Genomic DNA, 24,531 nt, shown 5'->3' with positions numbered 1-24,531 from the left:
GCCGACACCGCCGCAAGACGAGAACCGACAGACGAGAAGGGATGCCGCCGCACATGAGCCGCAGAGAACTCCGCGCCGCGCGCCGCGCGGACGCATCCGGGAGCGGACCCACGCTCGAGGAGCGCGACCCGGCCCGCTATCCCGGCGCGAAGGGCGCCTTCGCACTGTTCGGCGAGGTGCTCCTGACCGGGCTGCTCGTCACCGTCGCCGGCATCCTCGTCGTCACCCTCCCCGCAGCACTGGCCGCCGGCATCCGCCATCTCCGCCGCTATGTCGACGCCGAGCAGTCCCATGCCAAGACGTTCTGGCGGGACTGGTGGACGGCCCTGCCCGGCGGCATCGTGGTCGGCGTCGCGAGCGTCGCGCTGGCGATCCTGCTGCTGCTCGACATCGACCTGGCGAACTCGGGCGCCCTGCCCGGCGGGCCCGTGGTGGCCGTGATCGGCTGGGCCGGCCTGCTCACCGCGGCCGTCGCACTGCTCCTCGCCTGTGGCGCGTGGACGCCGGAACGCGGCTGGCGGGCGGCGGTCCACGGCATCCCGTCGTCCCTCACGTCCGACCCGATCGGCGCCCTGTACCTCGCCGCGGCGGCCGTGCTCGTCGTCGTCGTGACGTGGATGCTGACACCGCTGATCGTCGCCGGGCTCGGCTGCGCGGCCTTCGCGGTGATGGCGATCCCGGCACGCCGCGGCCGGCGCTGATCCGCTCCCGATAGACCACACGCTCACCTGCCACCGACGACAGAACCAGGAGCTCGACGTGCTGTACGGCGCCGACTACAACCCCGACCAGTGGCCCGAAGAGGTATGGGACGACGACGTGCGCCTCATGCAGGAGGCCGGTGTCAACATCGTGAGCCTCGGCATCTTCGCCTGGTCGCGCATCCAGCCCGCCGAGGACGTGTGGGACTTCGCCTGGCTCGACACCGTGATCGAGAAGCTCCACGCAGGCGGCATCGCCGTGAACCTCGCGACCGCCACCGCCTCTCCCCCGCCGTGGGTGAGCGCCCGCTACCCCGAGACGCTTCCGGCCGATGAGTCGGGCGCGTCGTACTGGCCGGGGAGCCGCCAGCACTTCGCGCCGTCGTCGCCGATCTACCGCCGCCTGGCCGGCGAGCTGGTGCGACGCCTCGGCGAGCGCTACGCCCACCACCCGGGCGTCGTCATGTGGCACGTGGGCAACGAGTTCGGCTGCCACCTGTGGATGGACTTCTCGGATGCCGCGCGCGACGCGTACCGCGAATGGCTCGAGAAGCGGTACACCACCGTCGACGCGCTGAACGACGCGTGGGGCACCAGCTTCTGGTCGCAGCGGTACGGCGCGTTCGACGAGATCTTCCCGCCGCGGCTCGCCCCGTACAGCCACAACCCGTCGTCGATGCTCGACTGGCGGCGCTTCACGAGCGACATGCTGCTCGAGTGCTACCTGATGGAGCGGGAGATCCTGCTCGAGGCCGGTGCCACGCAGCCGATCACGACGAACTTCATGGGCCCCTTCAAGCCCGCGGACTACCGCCGGTGGGCGCCGTTCATGGACGTCATCGCCGACGACTGCTACCCCGATCCCGCGAACCCGCACCGCGTGCGCGACGCGGCGTTCCAGCGCGACCTGATCCGCTCGCTCAAGCCCGGCGTGCCGTGGCTGCTGTGGGAGCAGGCGACGGATGCCGTCAACTGGCGCCCCGCGAATGCCGGCAAGCTGCCCGGGGCGCTGGTGGCGGAGACCGCGCAGTCCATCGCGCGCGGCGCCGACGGCATCATGTTCTTCCAGTGGCGGCAGTCCCGCGCGGGCAGCGAGAAGTTCCACTCGGCGATGCTCCCCCACGCCGGCACCGACACCCGCACCTGGGACGCGGTGACCGAGCTCGGCGCACGCCTGGCGGCGCTGCCGGAGCTGCCGGCGCCCGGCCGCGACGCCCAGGTCGCCCTCGTCTTCGACTGGGAGAACTGGTGGGCCGTCGAGGAGCGGGACCACCCGACCGAGGTCGACTATCTCGCCCTCGTGCTCGAGTGGTACGGCGCGTTCCACGCCCGCAACATCCAGGTCGACATCGTGGGCCCCGAAGAGGTCGACGACACGTATCGCCTGGTGGTCGCCCCGGCCCTCTATCTCCTCCGCGACGACGGCGCCGCGGCGCTCGCCCGCTTCGTCCACGACGGCGGCACGCTCCTCACCGGTCCGTTCACCGACATCGTCGACGAGCACGACCACTTCCGCGACGGCGGATTCCTGACGCAGCTCGGCCCCGTGCTCGGCCTGCGCTTCGAGGACTTCGGCGCGCTGGCGGGCTCGGCGGCGGGCGCCGCCGGTGTGGGTGCGCTCAGCCCCGACGCCGTGCTGGCGGCGCGCCGCGCCGCAGCGGAGGGCACGGTGACCTTCGGACTCGACGGCGCCGTGTACCGGAGCCGCCTGGTGGCAGAGCACGTCCACGCGACCGGCGCTGACGTCGTCGCAGCATTCGACTCGGGCCCCCGCGCAGGATCACCCGCCCTCACCCGTCACCGCTACGGCGCGGGTGAAGCCTGGTACGTCGCGAGCGTCCCGGTGAGCGGCGGGCCTGCAACCGGCAGCGCCGGTGATGCACTCGGCGCGGTCGTGGCGACGGTGGTGGCGGCATCCGGAGTCCGTCCTGTCGTCGAGGGACTGCCCGCCGGCGTCGAGGCAGCACGCCGCGGCGACCTCGTCACGCTCATCAACCACGGCGAGACGCGGGTCGAGATCGCGATCGACGGAACGGATGCCGAGACCGGCGTCGCCGTCGACCGCGTCGTGCTCGAGACGCAGGGGGTCGCGTTCGTCACGGCACCCGTCGCCGCCTCGCCCGGCGCCGATCCTTCCGTTGCCCCGGTCGCGGACGTGATGCCCGCAGCGGCCACCGTTCCCCTCCCCTGACCCGCACCGCCTGCCACCTCGATACGACTGGAGCCTCACATGCCCGCACCCCGCACCCTGTTCGCGGCAGCCGCCCTGACCGCGAGCGCCGCCCTCGTCCTCGCCGGCTGCGCCGGCGGCGCGCCCGACGAAGCCGCCACGTTCGATCCCGACGAGAAGGTCACGCTCGACTTCGCGTTCTGGGGCAACGACGACCGTGCCACCCGGTACAACGACCTGATCGCCGCGTTCAACGAGGAGTATCCGAACATCACGGTCAACGCCTCGTTCACCGACTTCCCCAGCTTCTGGGAGAAGCGGCAGACCGAGGCGGCGAGCGGCGGGCTCCCGGACGTCTTCCAGTTCTCCGACAGCTACTTGCGCCAGTACGGCGAGTCGGGCAACCTGCTCGACCTCGCCGAGGTGTCGGACTACATCGACACCACGACGTTCGACGAGTCGCTGCTCGGCACGGGCGCGCTCGACGGCGTGCAGTACTCCCTTCCCACCGGCTACAGCCTGTGGGCGAACTTCGTCAACGACGATCTGGTCGCCCAGGCCGGCGTCGAGGCGCCCGAGGCCGGCACGAGCTTCGCCGACTTCGACGACTGGATGGCCGACGTCACCGACGCGACCGGCGGTGCGGTCTACGGCGGGACGGACTACACCCAGCGCATCCAGGTGTTCGAGATGGTGCTCCGCGCGAACGGCGGCAACCTGTACACCGACGACGGCGAGCTCGGCTTCACCGAGGACGAGCTGCGCGACTTCTGGGAGTCCGGCGACGAGATCCGCGACGGCGTCACGGTGCCGCAGCAGAAGCTCGAGGAGCTCTCTCCGAAGTCCGGCTTCGCCGCCGCCGCGACCGCCAGCGAGATGAGCTGGAGCAACTTCCTCGGCGGCTACCTCGCCGACTCGGGCGCCTCGTCGATCTCGATCGTCGCGCCGCCCACGGCGAAGGAGGGCTCGAAGGACCTCTACCGCCAGGCCGGCCTGCAGGTCGCGATCGCGAAGAAGACCGAGCACCCCGAGGCGGCCGCCCTGTTCCTCGACTTCGTCGTGAACAGCCCCGAGGCCGGCGAGATCTTCGGCACGACGCTCGGCTTCCCGGCGTCCTCGTCGAAGCTCGAGGGCGCGGCCCTCGAGGGCCCCGACAAGCAGGTCGCCGACTACATCGAGTCCGCTGCCGACCGCATCGGCGACGCCCCGCCCGTGCCCGTCGTCGGCTACGGCTCGCTCGAGCAGACCTTCTGGGACCTCGGCAAGTCGATCGGCCTGGGCGCCCTGTCGGTCGACGACGCGGTGTCGCAGTTCTTCGCCGAGGCGGACGCCATCCTCGGCTGAGGCACACGCTGATCGCTCCGCAGCCGCATTCGGCCGTCCCGCACCGGGAACCAACGGGCGGATTGTGACTGCGGAGCGCAGCGCGGCGTGCGTGACCACCGCGACGAGCGGAGGAGATGTGACGAGCGGAGGGCTGATCTCCGCGAAAACCTCCTCCGCTCCTCGCATCTCCTCCCCTGATCCCCTGATTGGAACCCCGGATGCTGCGAGTGGACGCCACCCGACCCGGCCGCGCAGAGCGCCGGCCCGCCATGGCGAATGCCGAAGACGCCCGGCCAGGGCTGTCCGTGAGCAGTCGCGCGCTGATGCGCGACGGGCGGCCGTGGCTGCCGGTGTCGGGCGAGCTGCACTACACGCGCGTTCCGCGCGAGCGCTGGACCCAGCGACTTCGGCTCATGCGCGCCGGCGGCGTCTCGGTCGTGTCGACGTACGTGCCGTGGCTGCACCACGAGCCGGTGCGCGGTCAGGCCCGGTTCGATGGGCGCTTCGACGTCGGCGCCTTCGTCGACGCGGTGCGCGCCGAGGGGCTCGAGCTCGTGCTGCGCCTCGGTCCGTGGGTGCACGGCGAGATGCGCAACGGCGGGTTCCCCGACTGGGTGCAGGACGCGCGCGTGCAGCACCGCACCGACGACCCGGCCTACCTCGACCTCGTGCGCGAGTGGTTCGGGCAGCTCGCCCGCGCCCTCGACGGGCGCTGCCGACCCGACACCGTGCTCGCGATCCAGCTCGAGAACGAGCTGTACGACCAGCCGGGCCACCTCGTGACGCTCAAGCGCCTCGCCCGGGAGGCGGGACTGTCGGCACCGCTCTGGACGGCGACCGCCTGGGGAGGAGCCGATCTTCCCGACCCCGAAGTGCTGCCGCTGTGGGGCGGCTACGGCGACGGATTCTGGGTCGATCCGGCCGAGCCCTGGGATCCGACGTTCCGCGCGCACTACTTCTTCTCCGACACGTGGGACGACCCCGGCATCGGCGCCGATGTGCGTGGTGCCGGCGACGCGGCGACCGCGCGCCGTGCCGAGCTGTCGCCGTGGTTCCCACCCGCGACCTGCGAACTGGGTGGCGGCATGGCAACGGCGTACCACCGCCGGCCCCGGCCGGACGCCCTCGACATCGCGGCGGTCGCCCACGCCAAGCTGGGCAGCGGGTCGGCGTGGCAGGGCTTCTACATGTACGCGGGCGGCACGAACCCCGGGCCAGGTCTCGAAGAGACGCAGTCGACCGGCTACCCCAACGACATGACGCGGCTGAGCTACGACTTCCACGCACCGATCGGCGAGTCCGGCCGAGCCGCCCCCAGCCACGCGGCGCTGCGGCTGCAGCACGCCTTCATCGAGGCGTTCGGCGAGCGCGTCGCGCCCATGCCGGCGCACCTCCCGGAGAAGCGCCCGACGGGAGTCGAGGATGCCGCGACCCTGCGCTGGGCCGTGCGCGCCGACGACGGCTCGGGCTTCGTCTTCATCGGCCGGCATCAGCCGCACGTGCCACTGCCGACGTACCGCGGCGCGCAGTTCCGCATCGAGACCACCCGCGGCGCCGTCACGCTGCCGAGCACGCCCCTCGACATCCCGCCCGGCACGCTCGCACGCTGGCCGCTCGGTCTCGAGGTGGCTGGCGTCACGATCGACTCGGCCACCGCCTCGGCGCTCACCGTGCTGCCCGGGGCTGCGGCATCCGTTTCGCCTCCGACGCTCGTGCTGGTGGAAGACGCCGGCATCCCGGTCGAGATCGTGCACGACGGCCTCGCCCACCGCGTGACACCGGGACCGTCGCCCCTGCGCATCGAGGAGTCGCACGGCGCGGCCCTCGACGTGCTCGTCGTTCCCGCGTCGCAGGCCGCGCACCTCTGGGTCGTCGACGCGGACGGCGGAGAAAGCCGGGTCCTGCTCAGCCGGGACGAGGTGACGTGGGATGCCGCGGGCCGCGTGTCGGTGCGCGCCGGCGGAGCGGCACCCGATGTGCGCGAGTACGCCGGCGGCGCCTGGCGCGAGCTCGTGTGGGAGCACGTCAGCGGCGTCGCTCGCGCAGCGCGTGCGGTGACCGGGCAGCGGGGGGATGCGGCATCCGTCGACGTCTCACTCGTGCGAGCGGCGTCGACGCCGTCCGGAGAGTACGGGTCGCGCGACGGTCGGCCGGCCGCCCCCGACGACGCGGTGTTGGAGGAGCACGCGGCGGTGTACCGCCTGGAGGTTCCCGGGTGGGTGGACGAGGACGCGGTGGTGCGAGTGGCCTGGGCGGGAGACGTCGCGCAGCTGCGCGTGGACGGGGTGACCGCGACCGACCGGTTCTGGGACGGCTCCGACCTCGTCGTGAACCTGCGCGACATCGGCGTCTCGGCGTCGTCCCGCGTGGAGCTTCATGTGCTGCCGCTCCGGCGCGAGAGCGCCGTGCACCTTCCCGCCGACGCCGCTGCACGGCTGGCCGCCGCGACGGATGCGCTGTGCGCGCTCGACGCCGTGGAGATCAGCCAGCGCGCGCTCTGGCCCGAAGCGCTTGCATGACGCTTCCTCCCGTGTCAGACTGTTGGAAAGCGTTTACCCAGCTCGTGCTCCGAGACCGGGAACCACACAGGCCTTCAGAGAAGAAAGCAGGACCCCCATGACCGACACGACACTCGCTCCGGCCCCGGCCGAGGCATCCGCTCGTCCGCAGGTGCGCGAGATCGGCATCATCATGAACGGCGTATCCGGCCGCATGGGGTACCGCCAGCACCTGGTGCGCTCGATCCTCGCGATCCGCGATCAGGGCGGCATCGAACTCGCCGACGGCACGAAGGTGACCGTCAAGCCGCTGCTCGTCGGCCGCAGCGAGGCGAAGCTCGCCGACCTCGCCGCCCAGCACGGCATCGAGGACTACACCACCGACCTCGACGCCGCCCTCGCCGACCCGCGCTGGGAGATCTACGCCGACTTCCTCGTCACGAAGGCGCGCGCCTCGGCCCTGCGCAAGGCGATCGCCGCCGGCAAGACCATCTACACCGAGAAGCCCACCGCCGAGACGGTCGAGGAGGCGCTCGAGCTCGCCAAGCTCGCGCAGGAGGCCGGTGTCAAGACCGGCGTCGTGCACGACAAGCTCTACCTCCCGGGGCTCCAGAAGCTCAAGCGGCTCATCGACTCCGGCTTCTTCGGCCGCATCCTGTCGGTGCGCGGCGAGTTCGGCTACTGGGTGTTCGAGGGCGACTGGCAGCCCGCACAGCGGCCCAGCTGGAACTACCGTGCCGAGGACGGCGGCGGCATCATCGTCGACATGTTCCCGCACTGGAACTACGTGCTCGAGAACCTGTTCGGCGACGTCAAGACCGTCTACGCGCAGGCAGCCGTGCACATCCAGGACCGCTGGGACGAGAACGGCGAGCACTACACGGCGACCGCCGAAGACGCCGCCTACGGCATCTTCGAGCTCGAGGGCGACATCGTCGCCCAGATCAACTCGTCCTGGACCGTGCGCGTGAACCGCGACGAGCTCGTCGAGTTCCACGTCGACGGCACGCACGGCTCGGCCGTCGTGGGCCTGTTCGGTGCGAAGATCCAGCACCGCAACGCGACGCCGAAGCCGGTCTGGAACCCCGACCTCGCCGACGACCACGACTACGACGCCGACTGGGCCGACGTGCCCACCAACGACGTGTTCCAGAACGGCTTCCGCCAGCAGTGGGAGGAGTTCCTCGAGTCGTACGTGCTCGGCACCGAGTACGCGTTCGACCTGCTCTCGGGCGCCCGCGGCGTGCTGCTCGCCGAGGCGGGTCTGCAGTCGAGCCGCGAGGGCCGCAAGGTCGAGCTGCCCGCCCTGTCGCTGGACTGAGCAGGATCGACGGATGCCGCAGCTCACACTTCTCTCATCCGACGGCGCCACCTCGACGGCGGAGCTGAACGAGTCCCCGGGCTACACCAAGCCCGGGGACCCGCTCCGCAGCCGGGTCGCCTACGCCGCCGCGCACGTCGTGCCGCAGACTTGGGCCGACAACACCCCGGGCCGACCGGCCGAGGTCGACTGGGACGCCACCCTCGACTTCCGCCGCGCCGTGTACTCGTGGGGACTCGGCGTCGCCGACGCCATGGACACCGCCCAGCGGAACATGGGTCTCGACGCCGCCGCCACCCGCGAGCTCATCGCACGGTCGGCGCAGGTCGCCCGCGAAGAGGGCGGGTCGGTCGTCGTCGGGGTCAACACCGACCACGTCGAGGCGGAGGGCATCTCGATCGACGAGGTGATCGACGCCTACAAGGAGCAGCTCCACTTCACCGAGGAGCAGGGCGCCGGTCCGGTGCTCATGGCCTCGCGCCACCTCGCCCGCGCCGCGGCGTCGGCCGACGACTACCGCCGGGTCTACCGCGAGGTGCTCGGCTCCGCCACGACGCCCGTCGTGCTGCACTGGCTCGGCACCGCCTTCGACCCGTCGCTCGAGGGCTACTTCGGCTCACCCGACTGGCGCGACGCGTCGGCGGTGCTGCTCGAGATCATCGAGGAGAACGTCGACAAGGTCGCGGGCGTCAAGATGAGCCTGCTGGATGCCGCCTCCGAGGTGTCGGTGCGCGAGCGCCTTCCCGAGGGCGTGCGCATGTTCACCGGCGACGACTTCAACTACGTCGGGCTGATCGGCGGCGCCGACGTTCCCGAAGCGACGCAGCCCGACCGCGACGCGGCGAGCGCTCGCCAGCACTCCGACGCGCTGCTCGGCGCCTTCGCGGCCATCACGCCGGTCGCCTCGGCCGCGATCCAGGCGCTGGACGCCGGCGATCCGGCACGTTACCTCGAGATCCTCGGCCCGACCGAGGAGCTCAGCCGCCAGGTCTTCGCCGCGCCCACGTTCTACTACAAGACCGGGGTCGCCTTCCTGTCGTGGCTCAACGGCCACCAGTCCGCGTTCCAGATGGTCGGCGGCCTGCATTCGGCGCGGAGCCTCCCGCACCTGTCGCGCATCGTCGAGCTCGCGAACGCGTCCCTCGCGCTCGAGCATCCCGAGCTCGCCGCGATCCGCTGGCACGGGATGCTCCGCCACAACGGCATCGACGTACCGGGAGTGATCGCATGACCCTTCGACAAGCTCAGGGACCGGGTGTCGACCCGCGCCTGTCGATCAACCAGGCCACCATCAAGTACGCCGACCTCGCCACCGCGCTGCGCGTGACGGCCGAGGCGGGCGTCGAGGCCATCGGCCTGTGGCGCGAGCCCGTGCAGGAGGTCGGCCTCGCCACCGCGGCGTCGATGCTCGCCGACTCGGGGCTGCGCTTCACCACGCACTGCCGCTCGGGCTTCTTCACGATGCCCGAGGGCCCGGCCCGCCGGGCGTCGATCGACGACAACCGCGTCGCGATCGAAGAGGCCGCGACGCTCGCCGCTGCCGGAGCCGAGGGCTCGACCGCGATCCTCGTGCTCGTCGCCGGCGGCCTGCCCGAAGGATCGCGCGACCTGGTGGGCGCCCGCGAGCGCGTGCGCGATGCGATCGGCGAGCTGGTTCCGGATGCCGCAGCCGCCGGTGTGACGCTCGCCATCGAGCCGCTGCACCCGATGTACGCGTCGGACCGCTGCGTCGTCTCCACGCTCGGGCAGGCGCTCGACATCGCCGCGGACTTCGACCCGGCCGTCGTCGGCGCGACCGTCGACACCTTCCACATCTGGTGGGACCCCGACGTGCTGTCCTCGATCGCACGCGCCGGCCGCGAGGGCCGCATCGCCACGTACCAGGTGTGCGACTGGAAGACCCCGCTCCCGGCCGACGTGCTGCTGGCCCGCCACTACCCCGGCGACGGCGTCATCGACTTCGCCTCGCTCACCGCCGCCGTCGAGGCGACGGGGTACGACCGCGACATCGAGGTCGAGATCTTCAACGAGGAGATCTGGGCCACCGACCCGCTCGTCGCCGTGCAGCGCACGGCCGCCGGGTTCGCGGCATCCGTCTCACCGCATCTGCGCGCCCGCGTCGCGAGCTGAGCGCGCCTCGATGAGCACCGGAGCGCTCGCGGGGTACGCCGACTGGCCGGCGTACCTCGCGGGCGCTCCGGCGTTCGTGCCGCGCGGTTCCGACGGCCAAGCGGTCACGGCCGTCAGCGACGCGGCCTCGTCACCGGGTGCCGGCGCCGACCGCGGCAGCGATGCCGACCGCCATGCTCTGGTCGAGGTGCTGGGCGTCCGCGGCGCGACCGCCGCCGACGTGCGCATCGAGCGCGAGTGGGTCGTCGACGGCGTGCAGGGTCGCGAACTGACGTGGTCGCTCGGCTTCGGTCCACGCACGCGGGCCTACCTGCTCAACCCTGCCGAGCGCGCCGCCGAGCTTCCCGGGGTGCTCGCCCTGCACGCCCACGGCGGCGTGCGGTCGACCGGTGCCGAGCAGCTCGTCGACACGGGCCGGGCGCCTCATCCGTCGGCGGCCCGCCTTCGCGCACGCTGCTACGGCGGGCGCACGCCTGCGAACGATCTCGCCCGCGACGGCTTCGTGGTGCTGGTGCCCGATGCGTTCTCGTGGGCCAGTCGCGCCTTCGATCTGTCGGCGCCGCCTGCGGTGCTCGCCCGGCTGGGCGCGGCCCTCGACGCCCTGCACCGCGAGCGCGACGAGACGCTCTCGGCCGACGAGCGCTTCGATGAGCTCTCGTCGCTGCACGAGTACGGCATCGCGAAGGCGGCGGGCGCGTTGGGCACCACGTTCGCCGGCGCCGTCGCCACCGACGACCTGGCCGCGCTCGACGTACTGGCGAACTGGCCGGGCGTCGACGGCGCGCGCCTCGGTGCTGTCGGCTTCTCGGGCGGCGGCGGACGGGCCCTGTTCGTGACCGCGCTCGACGGCCGGGTCGCGGCATCCGTCGTCTCCGGCATGATGGCGACCACGGCCTCGCTGGTGCCCGACTACCTCGACACCCACTCGTGGCTGCTGCACAGCCCGGGTCTCGCCGCTCGTTTCGACCTGCCCGATCTCGCCGCCCTCGGTCGCCGAGTGCTCGTGCAGTACGGCCGGCACGACGAGCTCTTCCCTCCGCAGGGAATGACGGATGCCGATACCCGGCTCCGCACCCTGATCGACGCCCGCTACACCGCAGCCTGGCACGACGCCGGGCACGAGTTCACGGCCGTCATGCAGGACGAGGCGCGCGAATTCCTCGCAGGGGCGCTCATCCGTTCCGCGTGACCCGATACCGCAGCGTGACGATCTCGAAGGGTCGGAGTACGAGTTCGACGGTCGAGGGATCCGCTGCCGCGAGCGGTGCGTCGAGCGAGCGCTCCAGGACGTCAGTGCGCTGGACATCGGCAACAGGGAACGAAGCGCGGACCGTCGTCCGCCGTCGACCCCCGGATGCCTCGTAGAGGCGCACCACGACGTCGCCGCTGCGGTCATCGGCGAGCTTCACCGTCTCGATGAGAACATGCGGGTCGCTGGAGGCGATGAGTGCGGGGATCGGGCGCGACGACCGCACCGGACGCAGCGGATGAGCGAGACGAAGCGCCTCTTCACGCGCATCGGCGACGCTCGCCGCCGGGCGCAGCGAGAACCGCACCCGATGCCTTCCGCGGTCGGCATCCGGATCGGGGAAGCGGGGGCCTCTGATGAGCGACATCCCGATCATCGTCGTCGTCCCGCCGTCCGATCTGGTCCGCCGCTCCACGGAGTGCCCGTACGTGGAATCGTTGGCGATGGCGACGCCGTAGCCGGCCTCGCCGACGTGGATCCAGCGTTGTCCGGACACCTCGAACCGCGCCGCATCCCAGGAGGTGTTCACGTGCGTGGGCCGCGCAAGGTGGCCGAACTGGGTCTCGGTGCGCGTCTCCTCGGCGTGGACGTCCAGCGGGAACACCAGCTTCAGCAGGCGCCCACGATGCTGCCAGTCGACGTCGAGGACGATGTCGACAGCCGCCCGTCCGGGCGCCAGTGTCAGCTCCTGTGTGACGGACGAAGACCCGAAACCCCGGACGCACCACACCACGGCGACGCCGTCCTCCATGACGACGCTGAGCTGCTCGAAGTCCGCGAGGTCGACGGCGTGACCGAGGTCATGGCGCTCGATGTCCCAGGCGTCCCACTTTCCCGGCGCATCCCGGTGCAGCCGGAGCAGCCCGGCCGCCTCGCCGGCCGGGATCGCCTCGCGTCCGTCCGGCCCCTGCAGCGACACCAGCAGTCCGCGCCGGTCGACGACCGCCCGGACGATGCCGTTCGTGAGCACCCACCCGTCGGCCGTCTCCTCGAGCCGTGCAGCTCCTGCCGGCCGAGCTGATTCCGCGACCGCGTGCGCGGGCACTCCGGACAGCTGCACCGCAGTGGCATTCGCGTACAGCAGCGGCTCGTCCTCACCGGCGACGCGGAGAGCATCGAGGCTTGCCGCCACCATGCCGTCCAGCTCCCGTCCGATGGCTGCGTGATCGGCCTCGGCCTCACGATGCACCCACGAGATCGAGCTGCCGGGCAGGATGTCGTGGAACTGCAGCATCAGCACCCGCTTCCACAGGCGATCGAGTGCGTCGTAGGGATACGCGGTCCCCGCCTGAACGGCGGCGGTGGTCGCCCACAGCTCCGCCTCGTGCAGCAGCTCCTCGCATCGACGGTTGCCCTGCTTGGTGCGCAACTGGCTGGTCAACGTGCCGCGGTGGAGCTCGAGGTACATCTCGCCGCGCCAGACCGGGAGTTCGTCCACCTCCTGGACGGCAGCCGTATAGAAGTCGCCGGGCGTTCCCAGGCGCACGCGGGGCGACCCCTCCAGATCCGCCTGACGGCGGGCAGCGGCGAGCATCTCGCGCGTGGGCCCGCCGCCCCCGTCGCCCCAGCCGAACGGTGCGAGCGAGATCGTGCCCGCGTCGTGATCGCGGTAGGTGCGCTCGGCGTGTGCCAGTTCCGCCGCGGACAGCTCGGCATTGTAGGTCTCGATGGGCGGGAAGTGCGCGAAGATCCGCGTGCCGTCGATGCCCTCCCAGGCGAGGGTGTGGTGCGGCATCGCGTTGGTCTGATTCCAGGAGATCTTCTGCGTCATGAACCAGTCGACGCCGGCGAGCTTCATGATCTGCGGGAGCGCTGCTGAGTAGCCGAACGTGTCAGGCAGCCACACTTCACGTGTCTCGACGCCGAACTCCTCGAGGAAGAACCGTTTGCCGTACACGAGCTGGCGTACCGTGGCTTCGCTTCCGGGCATGTTCGTGTCGGGCTCGACCCACTGGCTGCCGACCGGAACGAACTGACCCGATGCGACCTTCTCGCGGATGCGGGCGAACAGCTCCGGATAGGACTCCTTGACCCATGCCAGCTGCTGTGCCGAGGAGCACGCGAAGTGGAAGTCGGGATGCTCGTCCATCAGTGCGAGCGCGTTCGAGAACGTTCTGGCGCACTTGCGGACGGTCTCGCGCACCGGCCACAGCCACGCGGTGTCGATGTGCGCGTGACCGGTCGCGAGCACGGTGTGTGCACTGGCCGCCGCCGGGGCCGCGAGAGCCGGCGCGAGGGCACGGCGGGCGGCGAGCGCGCTGCCGCCGATGTCGTCCGGATCGACCTCGTCCATCATCCGGTCGAGCGCGCTCCACAGCTGGAGCGCGCGCGGTCCGCTCGCCGGGAGCTGCGCCGCGAGACCGCGGACAGTCTCGATGTCCTGCAGCAGCTCCCAGATGGCGATGTCGACGAGAGCGATCTCGAGCCGCCGCAGCCGGTACAGCGGCCCGAGGCCCGCCGTCGCCCTGTCGCCGAGGGCCGTCGGCCGCCAGTGCGATTCCGGCGGGATGCCCGGATTTCCCGCGAGCTCGAGGAAGTAGTCGATCTCTCGGCCCAGGACAGGCAGGTGCGAGTTCCGCGGTGACACAGCCTTCACGACGGTGCCGTCCGGCCGGAAGGCGAGACCCTCCGCCTGGAACCCGGGCATGAGCCCGTCGAAACCCAGGTCGATGACGATCTCGGGGCGATGGCGGGCGTCCACCGGCCATTCCGCCGGCACAGCGCCCCGCACGTGCAGCCACAGCGTGCTCCACGGCCGCCCCCACGGGTCGCCGACCGCGAACGGGGTGTACCGCTGTCGCGCCGCATCGGCGAATGGGACGGGCTCTCCAGGCGCCTCCCACCCCAGAAGCTCGAGCGGCGCCGTGCGGGCATGGACGGCTCCCGCCAGCGACTCACCGACCATCCTGTCGAGCCGCTCCGCGACCCGCTCCGGGTCGGTCCGCCATCCGCCACGCCTCATCGGCTGGCCACAGCGGACACGACGACGCGGTGGCCGAACGCGAACAGCGGGTCCACGGTGTCGTGCGGCACGTCCTCCCTCGATCGACGCACCGCCTCCATCGAGCGCGGTATCTCGAACGGCAGGCTGCCCCGAGGGTGGATGACCCCGGTGAGCGCGGCGACGAACGCCTCGTCACTGGTGCCGAAGCTCGCCGTGAGAACAGATGCGATACGGGCCAGCGGCTCAAGGATCGCCGGACGCTCCAATGCCACATCGACCACGAGCGGCACGTCGGCCGCAATGCCGGCGAGACGGGCGAGGAGCCCCGGACGGAATTCCAGCGATCCCTGATGGAACAGCGATTCGAACAGCAGGTCGTCGCGCGGCTCGTACGGCGCGGCGAGGCGCACCACAGCGAGATCGGCCTCCGCCGGACGGTCCACGACGGTTCCGAGTGCCGCCGCTGCTGCGCGCGACAGCCCTTCGACGTAGACGCGCGCACCCGCCTCGAGCGGCAGCATCCGTCCGTCGTCCTGAAGCACCGCGAGCGACTCGCCCTGTGCGCGGAACCCGAGTGCGCGGAACCCGGCATTGCCGACGAGCCGCTCGGCCTCGTCCTCGTCGACGAAGGGATCGTCGAACAGACCGAGACGGAACTTCAGCTCGAGGATCCGGCGGGCTGACGCATCGATCCGCGACTCCGGCACGCGACCGTCGCGAACGAGCTCGCAGAGGACATCGACGCATTCCTCGCCGCCGAACTGGTCGCACCCGGCATCCAGGATCGCCAGCATCCGCTCCGACGGAGTCAGGTGCTCGACGCCCCACGCCTTGGCCGGAAGCACCTGCCCGTGGGCGATGTTGTCGTTGACCAGCTCCCAGTCCGTCACCACCAGGCCGTCGAAGCCGAGCTGCTCACGAAGCAGATCGGAGACGATGCGGCGGTTGTATCCGAAGCCCACCGGCGGAACCGGCTCGCCGTCGAGCTCGAGACCGACGGGCATGCCGTAGTACGGCATCATTCCCGCGGTGCCGCACGCGACGGCCGCGCGGAAGGGTGCGAGGTGCAGGTCGAACGCGCCGCCGGGATAGACCTGCTCCCGGCCGTAGGGGAAATGCGCGTCCTCGCCGTCCTGCTGGGGGCCCGCCCCGGGGAAGTGCTTGGTCACGCAGGCGACCGACGACGCACCGATCTCGGGCCCCTGGAACCCCTCGATGTAGGCGGTGAGCGCTCTCGTGGTGCGATCCGGGTCCGCGCCGAACGTGTGCAGCTGACGACCCCACCGTGGCTCGGTGGCGAGATCGACCTGCGGATGCAGCGCCATCCGGATGCCGACGGCGAGGTACTCCCGGCGCGCGATGTCGGCGAACGCACGGATGTCGTCATCGTCCAGTCCGGCAAGGCCGAGCGGCTCCGGCCACTGGGAGAAGGCGCCGGCGGTGAACGACGTGCCGGCGTTCTCGATGAACGCATGGCGCGGATCGGTGCTGATCGTGACCGGGATGCCGTGGGGTGTCTGCTCCGCGAGCCGCTGGAGGGCGTTCGCCCACCGTGCGGCATCCCGTCCCGAGCCCAGGGCATGGACGTTGAAGTGGCTGAGGTGCTTCTCGAGCACGACGGTGCGCGTCGAGGACTTGCTCAGCGCGCCGGGCGCATCCAGGAGCGTTCCATTCGGTCCGCTCTCGATGACCGTGTGGAACATCAGCCCGACCTTCTCCTCGATCGAGAGACGGCCGAGGAGGTCGGCGGTCCGTGCCGCCGGATCGAGGCGAGGATCTTCGTACGGATCGAGGATGCCGTTGCGGTTGAGGTCTCGCCAAGGGATCGCGATGGGAACGGGCGCAGCCAAGGAAGTCCTTTCTACGGACAGAAGCGGGGGCAGCGTCTCAGCCCTTGAGACCGGTGAAGCCGATCCCCCGGACGATCGACCGCTGGAAGATCAGGAAGATGATGATGGGAGGGATGCTGGCGATGAGCAGCCCCGAGATCAGATACGCGGGGTTCGTAGCCTGCGCGAGGCGGGGCAGCGCGACGGCCAAGGGCTGGGTCTCAGGATCCGTCAGCACGATCAGCGGCCAGAGGAACTCCTTCCAGGCCGACATGATCGCCAGCAGCGAGACCACCGCGATGATCGGCCGCGACATCGGCAGGACGATCCGCCAGAAGACGGTGAACCAGCCGGCGCCGTCGATCTGTGCGGCCTCGAAGAGCTCGCGCGGAATCTCCTCGAAGAACTGCTTGACGAGAAGGATCGTGAACGCGTTGGCTCCCGCCGGCAGCCACACGGCCCAGGGTGTATCGGTGATGCCGAACCCGAGGAGCGGGAGGTCGAGCACCGTCAGGTACAGCGCGATGAGCGTGACGGTGGCCGGCACGAAGAGCGTGACCAGGAAGGCGCCGTAGACGAACCGGCCGTACCAGGGCCGGATCACTGCGAGGGCGAACCCGGCGGTGGTCGACACCACGAGCTGCACGACCCAGGAGCCCAGCACGAGCACGACGGTGTTGCCGAGGTACTGGCCGATGTCGAGCAGGTTCCAGGCCGTCGGGATGTTCTCCCACAGCGCCGGCTCGGGGATGAGGCTCAGCGGCCGGTTCACCAGGTCGCTGGTCGTCGAGATCGCGGCCCGCAGCATCCATACCAGTGGGATCGCGCCGAAACCGATCAGCCCGGCGAACAGCACGATGTGCACGAGCCGCCATCCGGTGCCGACCGCAGGGCGGCGCCAGTCGTGCGCGGAGAGGATGCCGCGGTCCCGCGGCTCGGTGCGGGCACGCCGTCGGCGCGCGGTGAGGAGGGGCGCGGTCATCGGGTGCTCCAGGATCGCGTGAGGCGCAGATAGACGGCGGACACGACCACCAGGACGATCGCCAGCAGGACGCTCAAAGCGGTGGCGACGCCGTAGTTGCCGAACAGGAACGCATAGCGGTAGATCATGAGCATCACCGTGACGGTGGCATTGGCCGGTCCCCCGTCGGTCATCACATAGGGCTCGGTGAACACCTGGATGGCGCCGATGATCTGCAGCAGCAGCAGGATCAGGATGACGCCGCGCATCTGCGGCAGCGTGACGTGCCATACGCGCCGCCACACCGAGGCCCCGTCGAGCTCGGCGGCTTCGTACAGCTCGGTGCTCACGCCGGTGAGGGCGGCGAGATAGATCAGGATGGCGGTGCCGGCGCCCGACCAGGTCGCCACGATCACGAGGCTCGGCATCGCGAGTTCCGCGGACTGCAGCCACGGCAGGGGGCCGAGGCCGACGAGGGCGAGCAGACTGTTGGCCACTCCCGCCTCTCCCGGGGCGAAGAACACCTGGAACAGCAGCACCGCGACCACCGGCGGGATGACGACGGGAAGGTAGGCGAGCACTCTCGCCGCGGTGCCGCCGTGGCGCAGCTCCGACATGAGCACGGCACACAGGAGCGGGATCGGCAGTCCGATCGCCAGCGAGAGTGCCGTGAACCACAGCGTGTTCAGCGCGGCCTTGGGCAGGAGCGGGTCGGCGAAGAGGATCTCGAAGTTGCGCCATCCGACCCATTCGGCGGGCGTGACGAGATTGGTCTCCTGGAAGGCCAGCAGCACGCTCTGCGCGATCGGCCACCACGCGAAGTAGGCGAACACCACGAGCGCCGGCAGCAGGAAGACCAGCGCCGCCAGGGCCGCACGGTGGCGCATCGACATCGCGCGGCGGGGCACCCGGCCGGTCCGGCCGCCCGCCGGGGCGGCACGGTGTGTGACCGTGCCGCCCAGGCGCTCGGGAGCGATCGTCATGACGCGTGCTGCGCCAGGATCGTGTCGACGCGGCTCTCGGCGTCCGCCAGAAGAGCGTCGATGTCGGCGTTCGGATCGGTGAGCACGGCCTGCACCACCGGATCGAGCGCGGCGTAAATCTCCTGTGACGCGACCACCGGCTCGGGAACATACTCGAACTCGGAGAGCGACGCGACGTACGGTGCGAAGTTCTCGACCGGGACGTTCACGAACTCGTCGATCGCGTCCCGATACGCGGCATAGGTCTCGTCGCTGAAGATCGGCAGCACCGGTACACCGACGGGCAGCCCGTCGGCAGCCGACGCCTCCGCGGTCTCGGCAGCCACATCGAAGTCGTAGTTCGGGCGGAGCGCCCGGTACTCGATCCACTTCACAGCGGCCTCCTTCTCGGCTTGGGTGGCGGTGGCGCTCACCATGAGCACCGTGGCGCCGGCGAGAGTGGCATCCGCACCGCCCTGCGGCATGGGTCCGGCTCCGAACGCTTCCGGGTCCCCACCCTGGGCGATGTAGTTGGGATAGACGTCCGGCGGTGCGGAGACCCACATGCCGACATTCCCCGCCGTGAAGTCCGCGACCAGATCCTCCTGCTTGCCCAGCACATTGTCACCGAGCGAGTCGTCCTCCCAGCGCATCTGCTTCCACAGCTCCAGCACATCGCGTGCGGCATCGTCGTCGAACGACGCCGACCATGTGTCATCCTCAGCCTGCTCGATCATCGAGCCGCCGTTGGTGTACGTGTAGCCCGTCAAGTGCCAGCCGCCGCTGTTGTTGGTGCTGATCTCGCCGAAGCCGGTCTTTCCGGTCTTCTCGGAGATCTGCGCGGCGTAGTCGCGCACTTCGTCCCACGTCGTGGGCGGCGAGTCGGGGTCGAGCCCCGCCTGCTCGAAGAGGTCGCGGTTGTAGACGAGGCCGAACGCGTAGCTCTTCTCCGGGATGCCGTAGACGGCGCCGTCGCGCTCGAGGAACTGCATGACGCGCGGGTTCAGCTCGTCGAAGCCCTCGATCTCGCCGGTGACGTCGGAGAGGTCTGCCACCTGCCCGCGTTCGATGAGCGCCGGGGGTTCGGTGAGGGGCACGCGAAGCAGCGTCGGCGCGCTGCCGCCCGCGAGCCGCGTGGCGAACGTCTTGGCGTCCCACGGCACATCGGACGCTTCGATGGTGATGTGCGGGTTCGCCTCCTGGAACTCCTCGACCTGGCGCTCGAAAAGGGCGAGGGCGGCGGTGTTCGTCGCCGCCGGCTTGCCCATGATCGTGATCGTCACGTCTTCGGGCTCACCGGCGGTGGTCGGGTCGGGGTCGCCGCCCGACGTGCTGCTGCAGGCCGCTGTGCCTGCGAGCAGCGGAACAGTGATGAGCGCGGCGAGGAGCCGGCGCGTTCGCTGGTGCATGTTTCCTCCGATAGGGACAGGTGCGGCGATGCCGCGGTTTCGCGGACGGCGGGATCAGAGGATCCGGTGACACTCCGTCGTGCTTCGTGGCCAGTATGTGGGCTTGATTTGCGTTACGCAAGCTTTTGTCACATTTTCTTAAGTTAAACTTTCTAACTTGTGAATTATGAGAGGTTTGTGATGTGATCTGAGCATGGCATCGACGTCTTCCAGTCGCCCCGCAGCGCTCGTCGCGATGGGCGCCTCCGCGTTCGCGGACCTCTTCGACACGCCGCGACTCGCCTCGCTGCGCGAACTCACGGAGTTGGAAGAGCCCGTCCGCGTCGACGATCTGACGTCGCCGCACGCCGTCGCCCGCCTGCGCGATGTCGAAGTGCTCGTCACCGGATGGGGCGGGCCGAGCCTCGGGCCCGAGCTGCTGGCCATGGCCCCCCGCCTGCGCGCGGTCCTGCACGCGGGCGGCTCGGTCAAAGGACAGATCAGCCAGGCGTTCTGGGACGCGGGTGTGCTGGTCACCAGCGCAGCCGACGCGAACGCGATACCCGTCGCGGAATACACGGTGGCCACGATCATCCTCGAGGCGAAGCGCGTGGCGGCGTACATCGACGGGTACGCCCGGAGCCGAGATGTCGGGGGCGCGTGGCGACGCGACGTTCCTCCCGCCCTCGGCTTCGGCGGCACCGTCGGCATCGTCGGCCTCTCGCGGGTGGGCAGGCGCGTGGCCGAGCTGCTGCGTGCGTTCGACTTCCGGGTGCTCGCAGCCGACCCCTTCCACGATGCGCGGAGCGCCGCACTCGCGGGCGCGCAGCTGACCGGTCTCGATGATCTGCTCGCGCAGAGCGACATCGTCACGATCCACGCTCCCGAGCTTCCGGAGACTCGGCATCTCATCGACGCGCGGCGTCTGGCCCTCCTGCGGCAGGACGGCGTACTCATCAACACGGCGCGCGGCTCCCTCGTCGACTCGGAGGCTCTCATGGCCCGCTGCCGTGCGGGCACGCTGCGCGCGATCCTGGACGTGACCGAGCCCGAGCCGCTTCCGGCCGATTCGCCGCTCTTCACCACCCCGGGCGTGGTGCTCACGCCGCATATCGCGGGTGCCATGCATGCCGAGACGCATCGGCTCGCCGATGCCGTCTTGGAGGAGCTGCGGCGCCTCAACGAGTCTCAGCCGCCGCTGCACCGCGTCGACCGAGGGAGTCTCAGCCACATCGCCTGATCGATCTTGAGCGATCTCGAAAATCCTGTTCATTCTCGTGAGGAACGTTAGTCTGAGCATGGCCACAGCGACGGGAGGCGAGATGCTGGCAGCAGAGCGGCGCGCACGCATCCTGGAGCTCGCCCAGCAGGACGGCGCCGTCAGCATCGCGCGGCTGACCGCAGATCTCGGTGTCTCCCATGTGACCGTGCGACGCGACCTGGACACCCTCGTCGCCGAGAACTCACTCGACAAGGTGCGCGGCGGCGCGATGCTTCCCACCGGGCATGTCACTCCTCCGCGGACATCGTCAGCCACGATCGGCGTCGTCGTGCCGACGTCGTACTACTACCGGTACGTCGTCGAAGGCATCGGCGACGCGCTCGACGGGATCGGCGAGTTCAAGCTCGTGATCTCGGAGTACGACCTCGACGTCGAGTATCGCCTCGTCGAGGAGCTGGTCGAAGCGGGCGTCGACGGACTGCTGTGGGTTCCCACGGTGTCGGAGGTCGAGGAAGCTCCGGAATTCGCCGCCTTCACGTCCGCGCTGAGCGTTCCCGTCGTGTTCGTCGAACGCGAGACTCCGGGCGGCGGGCTCGCGATCGTCTCGTCGGTCCGCTCGGCGCACGAGCGCGGCGTCGTCAGTGCGCTCAGGCATCTGCGCGAACTCGGCCATCGCCGGCTCGTCATGGTCAGCCGCGGCAGTTCGCAGAGCGCCGAGTTCGTGCGGCGCGGCTGGGGCGATGCGATCGAGCGACTGGGTTTCGATCCTGAGAGCGTCATCCTCGGACCGCGGGAGCTGGGCGCCGGCCCGACGTGGGAACGCGGGAGCGCCGACGTGGTCCTCGACACGGTGGAGGCGCTCGGCGCGACAGCCGTCTTCAGCCACGGCGACGAGAACTCGCTGTTCGGACTGGTGCAGAATGCGCGCAGTCGTGGGCTCTCCGTGCCCGGAAAGCTGTCGATCGTCGCGTACGACGACGACGTCTCTGCGCACGCGGACCCGCCCATCACCGCCGTCGCGCCGGAGCGGCGGCGGGTCGGTGCCCACGCCGTGCGGATGCTGCTCGACCTCATCGACCATGGGACGGCAGAACCGCCCGTGCAGCTCCAGGTCGATCCCCGGCTGATCGTGCGGGCGTCCACCGCGCCGCCCGCCTGAGGATTCCGTCAGGAAACCGTTTCCCAATGCCTGCAGCGAACCGGACACAGGGCCTAGACTCTGGCCTGTGAGTGACATCACCGCGCCCACCCGAGGCGCAGCCACCCTCCACGACGTCGCCCGCGTGGCCGGCGTCTCGCTCGCCACCGCGTCGCGCGTGCTCAACGGCTCGACCCGCAAGGTCGCCGAGAGCTACCGAGAGCGGGTCGAGGCGGCCGCTGAGCAACTGGGCTACTCGGCGAACCTCTCGGCACAGGCCACCGCGCGCGGCACCTCCGCGATCGTCGCGCTGCTGGTCGCCGACATCGCCGACCCCTACTTCGGTCAGCTCGCCTCGGGCGTCGCGCGGGGGGCGGACGAGGCGGGCCTCGTCGTCACCATCGCGATCACCGAGCGAGACCCGCAGCGCGAGGTGAAGCTGGTGCGCGCGCTGCGAGGCCAGCGTCCGCGCGGCCTCATCCTCGCGGCATCCCGCGTCGAAGGACCGGACGCCGTCGGCCTCCAGGGTGAGCTCGACGCCTTCTCGAACATGGGCGGCCGCGTCGTCGTGGTCGGACCGGGCGGGGGCGCAGCGCGTTCGGTCGCCGTCGACAATCACGGCGGTGCGGCAGCGCTCGGCGCGGCGCTGGCCCGACTCGGCTATCGGGATGCGATCGTCGTCGCGGCAGCCGAGGGCATCCGCACGTCGGACGACCGACTCGCCGGGTTCTCCGAAGGCTTCACCGCGGCCGGCGGCGCGATCCGCGAGGTGCGACGTGTCGGCTTCACCCGTGACGCGGGCTACGAGGCGGCCGCCGACCTGCTCACCGGCGATGTGGAGGCAGGCACGCTGATCTTCGGCATCAGCGACGTCGTCGCGATCGGCATCATGTCGGCCGTCCGCGACGCCGGACGCCAGGTCGGCGCCGACATCGCCGTCGCCGGCTTCGACGACATCGCGACGGGTCGCGACATCCGTCCCGGCCTGACGACCGTGCGGGTACCGCTGGAGGATCTCGGCCACCGCGCCCTGCGGGCGGCGACCGACCCGGAGTGGGAGGCCGACGAGCCCCAGCTCCCCCTCGAGGTCATCGTCCGCGGCAGCACACCGAAGCGCTGACACCCGCGCCGGCCCGTAGCACCCACGCCCTGTCGGGCTGCACGCGACGTGCGCCGGGCGGCGGCGCCTCCCCCTCCCCTCGCAGATCTCGCCTCCCGGCAGCGGCGCGCCGCGGGAAGCGTTTCCTGCCCGGTTAGGCTGAGCCGACGGTGAGGAGAGGCATGACTCGACGCAACGACGGGCCGGCGCGCGTCACGATCGCCGATGTCGCGGCACGCGCGGGGGTGTCGCTGTCGACCGTCTCGCGCGCACTGAACGGCAATCCCACGGTGGATCCCGCCCTGACGGAACGGGTGAAGGATGCCGCGGCCGCCCTCGACTACACCGCGAGCCCCGTGGCGCGCAGCCTCGTGCTGGGCCGCACGCAGACCGTGGCGGTTATCGTGCCCGACCTGGGCAACCCGACGTTCCAGGCGATCCTGCGCGGGCTGAGCCGTGCCGCCGCTGCCGACGACTACCACGTGCTCGTGGCCGACTCGGCGGAGTCGGTCGAGGAAGAGCGCGTGCTCGCCGGCGCCACCCGGCGCCGCACCGACGGGGTGATCCTGTGTTCGCCGCGACTGCCGCAGGACGAGCTCGACCGGCTCGTCGGCGGCCTGCGGCCGGTCGTGCTGATCAACCGCACGTCGGGCGAGGTGCCGTCGGTGCGGGCCGACTACGGAGGCGCGCTGGCCGACGAACTCGCCCATCTCCACGGGCTGGGTCATCGGCGCATCGTCTTCCTGGCGGGCGCGCCGCGCAGCGTCGCGAACGCCGCGCGGCTCGAGGCGATCGCCGCGTTCGTGGCCGACCACCCCGACACCGAGATCACGGAGATCCCCTGCGGCGTGGACTTCGAAGCCGGCGCCGCCGCCGGATCAGCCGTGCTCGCCTCGGACGCCACGGCCGCGGTCGCCTTCAACGACCTCGTGGCGATGGGCCTGCTGAGCGCGGTGCAGGCGAGCGGATGCCGCGTCCCCGGCGACCTCTCCATCGTGGGGTTCGACGACATCCCGTTCGCGCAGTACACGACTCCTCCGCTCACCACGGCCGCCGTTCCCGCGGCCGAGCTCGGCGTGCAGGCATGGGCGCGCATGCGCGAGCTGCTCGAGGGCGACGAGCCGGGCGGCCCGCTGACGGTACTGCCCGAGCTCACGGTGCGCGGCACGACCGGCCCCGCCGCCTGAGGCACCCCCGGGCCCAGCGGCGCCGTCCGCGCGCGGCTTGCGTACCCACGCCCCCGTCGAGCCGGGTGGCATCACCCCGTGCGGGTGCCGAGGACGTTCGAGGGCGGGAAGAGTCCCGCTTGCGCGGTGCCCGTCAGCCGGTCACCCCTGACCTGCAGCGCGAAGACCAGCGAGGTCGGCAGCGGCGCGACCAAATCGAGGACGAACTCGACCCTGTCTCCCGCCGCAGTCCCGCTGCGGATCGGAATCAGTCCGGTGGGTCCGACCGCCGTGCCCGTGAGGGACGTGCCGACCGTCGTCAGAGTGAGGTCGAAGCGGCGGGAACCCACGAGTGTCGCCACCTCGATCGCCCAGCGTCCGTCGATGTCAGCCATAGGTCGACCTCCCGTCGATCCCTCGGCCGAAC

18 protein-coding genes are annotated in these 24,531 nt (G+C 70.9%); 12 read left to right on the top strand and 6 right to left on the bottom strand.

Features of this window, described 5'->3' with window-relative positions; translation table 11 throughout:
- Window positions 1-53: 53 nt before the first annotated feature.
- From NCG93_RS16125 to NCG93_RS16090, 8 genes are all read left to right on the top strand, one after another.
- The gene (locus tag NCG93_RS16125; protein WP_194412777.1) at window positions 54-701 is read left to right on the top strand and encodes a hypothetical protein; all 648 of its coding nucleotides are present in this window, start codon (window positions 54-56) and stop codon (window positions 699-701) included.
- A gap of 58 nt (window positions 702-759) precedes the next feature.
- Complete coding sequence (locus NCG93_RS16120; protein WP_194412776.1) at window positions 760-2,892, top strand: beta-galactosidase; 2,133 nt, start codon at window positions 760-762, stop codon at window positions 2,890-2,892.
- 39 nt (window positions 2,893-2,931) lie between these two features.
- Window positions 2,932-4,215, top strand: coding sequence for an ABC transporter substrate-binding protein (locus NCG93_RS16115; protein ID WP_194412775.1), 1,284 nt, complete (start codon window positions 2,932-2,934; stop codon window positions 4,213-4,215).
- A gap of 287 nt (window positions 4,216-4,502) precedes the next feature.
- Window positions 4,503-6,716 carry a beta-galactosidase gene (locus NCG93_RS16110; RefSeq protein ID WP_252787581.1) on the top strand — a complete coding sequence of 738 codons (2,214 nt, stop codon included), beginning with the start codon at window positions 4,503-4,505 and terminating at the stop codon, window positions 6,714-6,716.
- Window positions 6,717-6,813: 97 nt separating this feature from the next.
- Window positions 6,814-8,016: a Gfo/Idh/MocA family protein gene (locus tag NCG93_RS16105; RefSeq protein WP_194412774.1), complete on the top strand. Its 1,203-nt coding sequence runs from the start codon at window positions 6,814-6,816 to the stop codon at window positions 8,014-8,016.
- A gap of 13 nt (window positions 8,017-8,029) precedes the next feature.
- Window positions 8,030-9,247: a dihydrodipicolinate synthase family protein gene (locus tag NCG93_RS16100; RefSeq protein ID WP_194412773.1), complete on the top strand. Its 1,218-nt coding sequence runs from the start codon at window positions 8,030-8,032 to the stop codon at window positions 9,245-9,247.
- Entirely contained in the window at window positions 9,244-10,146 is a 903-nt protein-coding gene (locus NCG93_RS16095; protein WP_194412772.1) for a sugar phosphate isomerase/epimerase family protein, read from the top strand. Before NCG93_RS16100 ends, NCG93_RS16095 begins: the two co-directional genes overlap by 4 nt.
- 10 nt (window positions 10,147-10,156) lie before the next feature.
- Window positions 10,157-11,335: a dienelactone hydrolase family protein gene (locus tag NCG93_RS16090; protein WP_194412771.1), complete on the top strand. Its 1,179-nt coding sequence runs from the start codon at window positions 10,157-10,159 to the stop codon at window positions 11,333-11,335.
- Here NCG93_RS16090 and NCG93_RS16085 read toward each other — a convergent pair.
- From NCG93_RS16085 to NCG93_RS16065, 5 genes are read right to left on the bottom strand one after another with little or no spacing between them, the layout of a single operon-like run.
- Window positions 11,319-14,300, bottom strand: coding sequence for an alpha-mannosidase (locus NCG93_RS16085; RefSeq protein WP_241741578.1), 2,982 nt, complete (start codon window positions 14,298-14,300; stop codon window positions 11,319-11,321). The two genes, NCG93_RS16090 and NCG93_RS16085, sit on opposite strands and share 17 nt — an antisense overlap.
- 53 nt (window positions 14,301-14,353) lie before the next feature.
- Window positions 14,354-16,189, bottom strand: coding sequence for a glycoside hydrolase family 3 protein (locus NCG93_RS16080; protein WP_206687290.1), 1,836 nt, complete (start codon window positions 16,187-16,189; stop codon window positions 14,354-14,356).
- A 37-nt stretch (window positions 16,190-16,226) separates the two neighbouring features.
- A complete protein-coding gene (locus NCG93_RS16075; RefSeq protein WP_194412769.1) occupies window positions 16,227-17,150 on the bottom strand; it encodes a carbohydrate ABC transporter permease in 924 nt (307 codons plus the stop codon).
- Window positions 17,147-18,112 (bottom strand): carbohydrate ABC transporter permease, encoded by a 966-nt coding sequence (locus tag NCG93_RS16070; RefSeq protein WP_194412768.1) that lies wholly within the window; start codon window positions 18,110-18,112, stop codon window positions 17,147-17,149. Before NCG93_RS16070 ends, NCG93_RS16075 begins: the two co-directional genes overlap by 4 nt.
- Window positions 18,109-19,500 (bottom strand): ABC transporter substrate-binding protein, encoded by a 1,392-nt coding sequence (locus tag NCG93_RS16065; RefSeq protein ID WP_194412767.1) that lies wholly within the window; start codon window positions 19,498-19,500, stop codon window positions 18,109-18,111. Before NCG93_RS16065 ends, NCG93_RS16070 begins: the two co-directional genes overlap by 4 nt.
- Before the next feature lie 193 nt (window positions 19,501-19,693).
- Between NCG93_RS16065 and NCG93_RS16060 the strand changes: the two genes are divergently transcribed.
- From NCG93_RS16060 to NCG93_RS16045, 4 genes are all read left to right on the top strand, one after another.
- Window positions 19,694-20,719, top strand: coding sequence for a hydroxyacid dehydrogenase (locus NCG93_RS16060; RefSeq protein ID WP_194412766.1), 1,026 nt, complete (start codon window positions 19,694-19,696; stop codon window positions 20,717-20,719).
- Window positions 20,720-20,777: 58 nt separating this feature from the next.
- Window positions 20,778-21,860: a LacI family DNA-binding transcriptional regulator gene (locus tag NCG93_RS16055; protein ID WP_194412765.1), complete on the top strand. Its 1,083-nt coding sequence runs from the start codon at window positions 20,778-20,780 to the stop codon at window positions 21,858-21,860.
- 67 nt (window positions 21,861-21,927) lie between these two features.
- Complete coding sequence (locus NCG93_RS16050) at window positions 21,928-22,959, top strand: LacI family DNA-binding transcriptional regulator (protein ID WP_194412764.1); 1,032 nt, start codon at window positions 21,928-21,930, stop codon at window positions 22,957-22,959.
- Window positions 22,960-23,120: 161 nt separating this feature from the next.
- Entirely contained in the window at window positions 23,121-24,125 is a 1,005-nt protein-coding gene (locus NCG93_RS16045; protein ID WP_194412763.1) for a LacI family DNA-binding transcriptional regulator, read from the top strand.
- Window positions 24,126-24,196: 71 nt separating this feature from the next.
- On the opposite strand, the gene NCG93_RS16040 is transcribed toward NCG93_RS16045, so the two are convergent.
- Complete coding sequence (locus NCG93_RS16040; protein WP_194412762.1) at window positions 24,197-24,499, bottom strand: hypothetical protein; 303 nt, start codon at window positions 24,497-24,499, stop codon at window positions 24,197-24,199.
- Window positions 24,500-24,531: the final 32 nt, after the last annotated feature.

This window comes from Microbacterium yannicii, from assembly GCF_024055635.1.
Taxonomy (GTDB): Bacteria; Actinomycetota; Actinomycetes; order Actinomycetales; family Microbacteriaceae; genus Microbacterium; species Microbacterium yannicii.
This window is presented reverse-complemented; position numbering and strand designations above follow the sequence as displayed.

Excerpts from the sequence above, each read along its gene's own strand:
- NCG93_RS16070 (WP_194412768.1), bottom strand. The coding sequence starts at position 18,112 with ATGACGATCGCTCCCGAGCGCCTGGGCGGCACGGTCACACACCGTGCC.
- NCG93_RS16095 (WP_194412772.1), top strand. The coding sequence starts at position 9,244 with ATGACCCTTCGACAAGCTCAGGGACCGGGTGTCGACCCGCGCCTGTCG.
- NCG93_RS16085 (WP_241741578.1), bottom strand. The coding sequence starts at position 14,300 with ATGGTCGGTGAGTCGCTGGCGGGAGCCGTCCATGCCCGCACGGCGCCG.
- NCG93_RS16125 (WP_194412777.1), top strand. The coding sequence starts at position 54 with ATGAGCCGCAGAGAACTCCGCGCCGCGCGCCGCGCGGACGCATCCGGG.
- NCG93_RS16115 (WP_194412775.1), top strand. The coding sequence starts at position 2,932 with ATGCCCGCACCCCGCACCCTGTTCGCGGCAGCCGCCCTGACCGCGAGC.
- NCG93_RS16100 (WP_194412773.1), top strand. The coding sequence starts at position 8,030 with ATGCCGCAGCTCACACTTCTCTCATCCGACGGCGCCACCTCGACGGCG.
- NCG93_RS16055 (WP_194412765.1), top strand. The coding sequence starts at position 20,778 with ATGGCCACAGCGACGGGAGGCGAGATGCTGGCAGCAGAGCGGCGCGCA.
- NCG93_RS16090 (WP_194412771.1), top strand. The coding sequence starts at position 10,157 with ATGAGCACCGGAGCGCTCGCGGGGTACGCCGACTGGCCGGCGTACCTC.
- NCG93_RS16075 (WP_194412769.1), bottom strand. The coding sequence starts at position 17,150 with ATGACCGCGCCCCTCCTCACCGCGCGCCGACGGCGTGCCCGCACCGAG.
- NCG93_RS16105 (WP_194412774.1), top strand. The coding sequence starts at position 6,814 with ATGACCGACACGACACTCGCTCCGGCCCCGGCCGAGGCATCCGCTCGT.
- NCG93_RS16045 (WP_194412763.1), top strand. The coding sequence starts at position 23,121 with ATGACTCGACGCAACGACGGGCCGGCGCGCGTCACGATCGCCGATGTC.
- NCG93_RS16040 (WP_194412762.1), bottom strand. The coding sequence starts at position 24,499 with ATGGCTGACATCGACGGACGCTGGGCGATCGAGGTGGCGACACTCGTG.
- NCG93_RS16060 (WP_194412766.1), top strand. The coding sequence starts at position 19,694 with ATGGCATCGACGTCTTCCAGTCGCCCCGCAGCGCTCGTCGCGATGGGC.
- NCG93_RS16065 (WP_194412767.1), bottom strand. The coding sequence starts at position 19,500 with ATGCACCAGCGAACGCGCCGGCTCCTCGCCGCGCTCATCACTGTTCCG.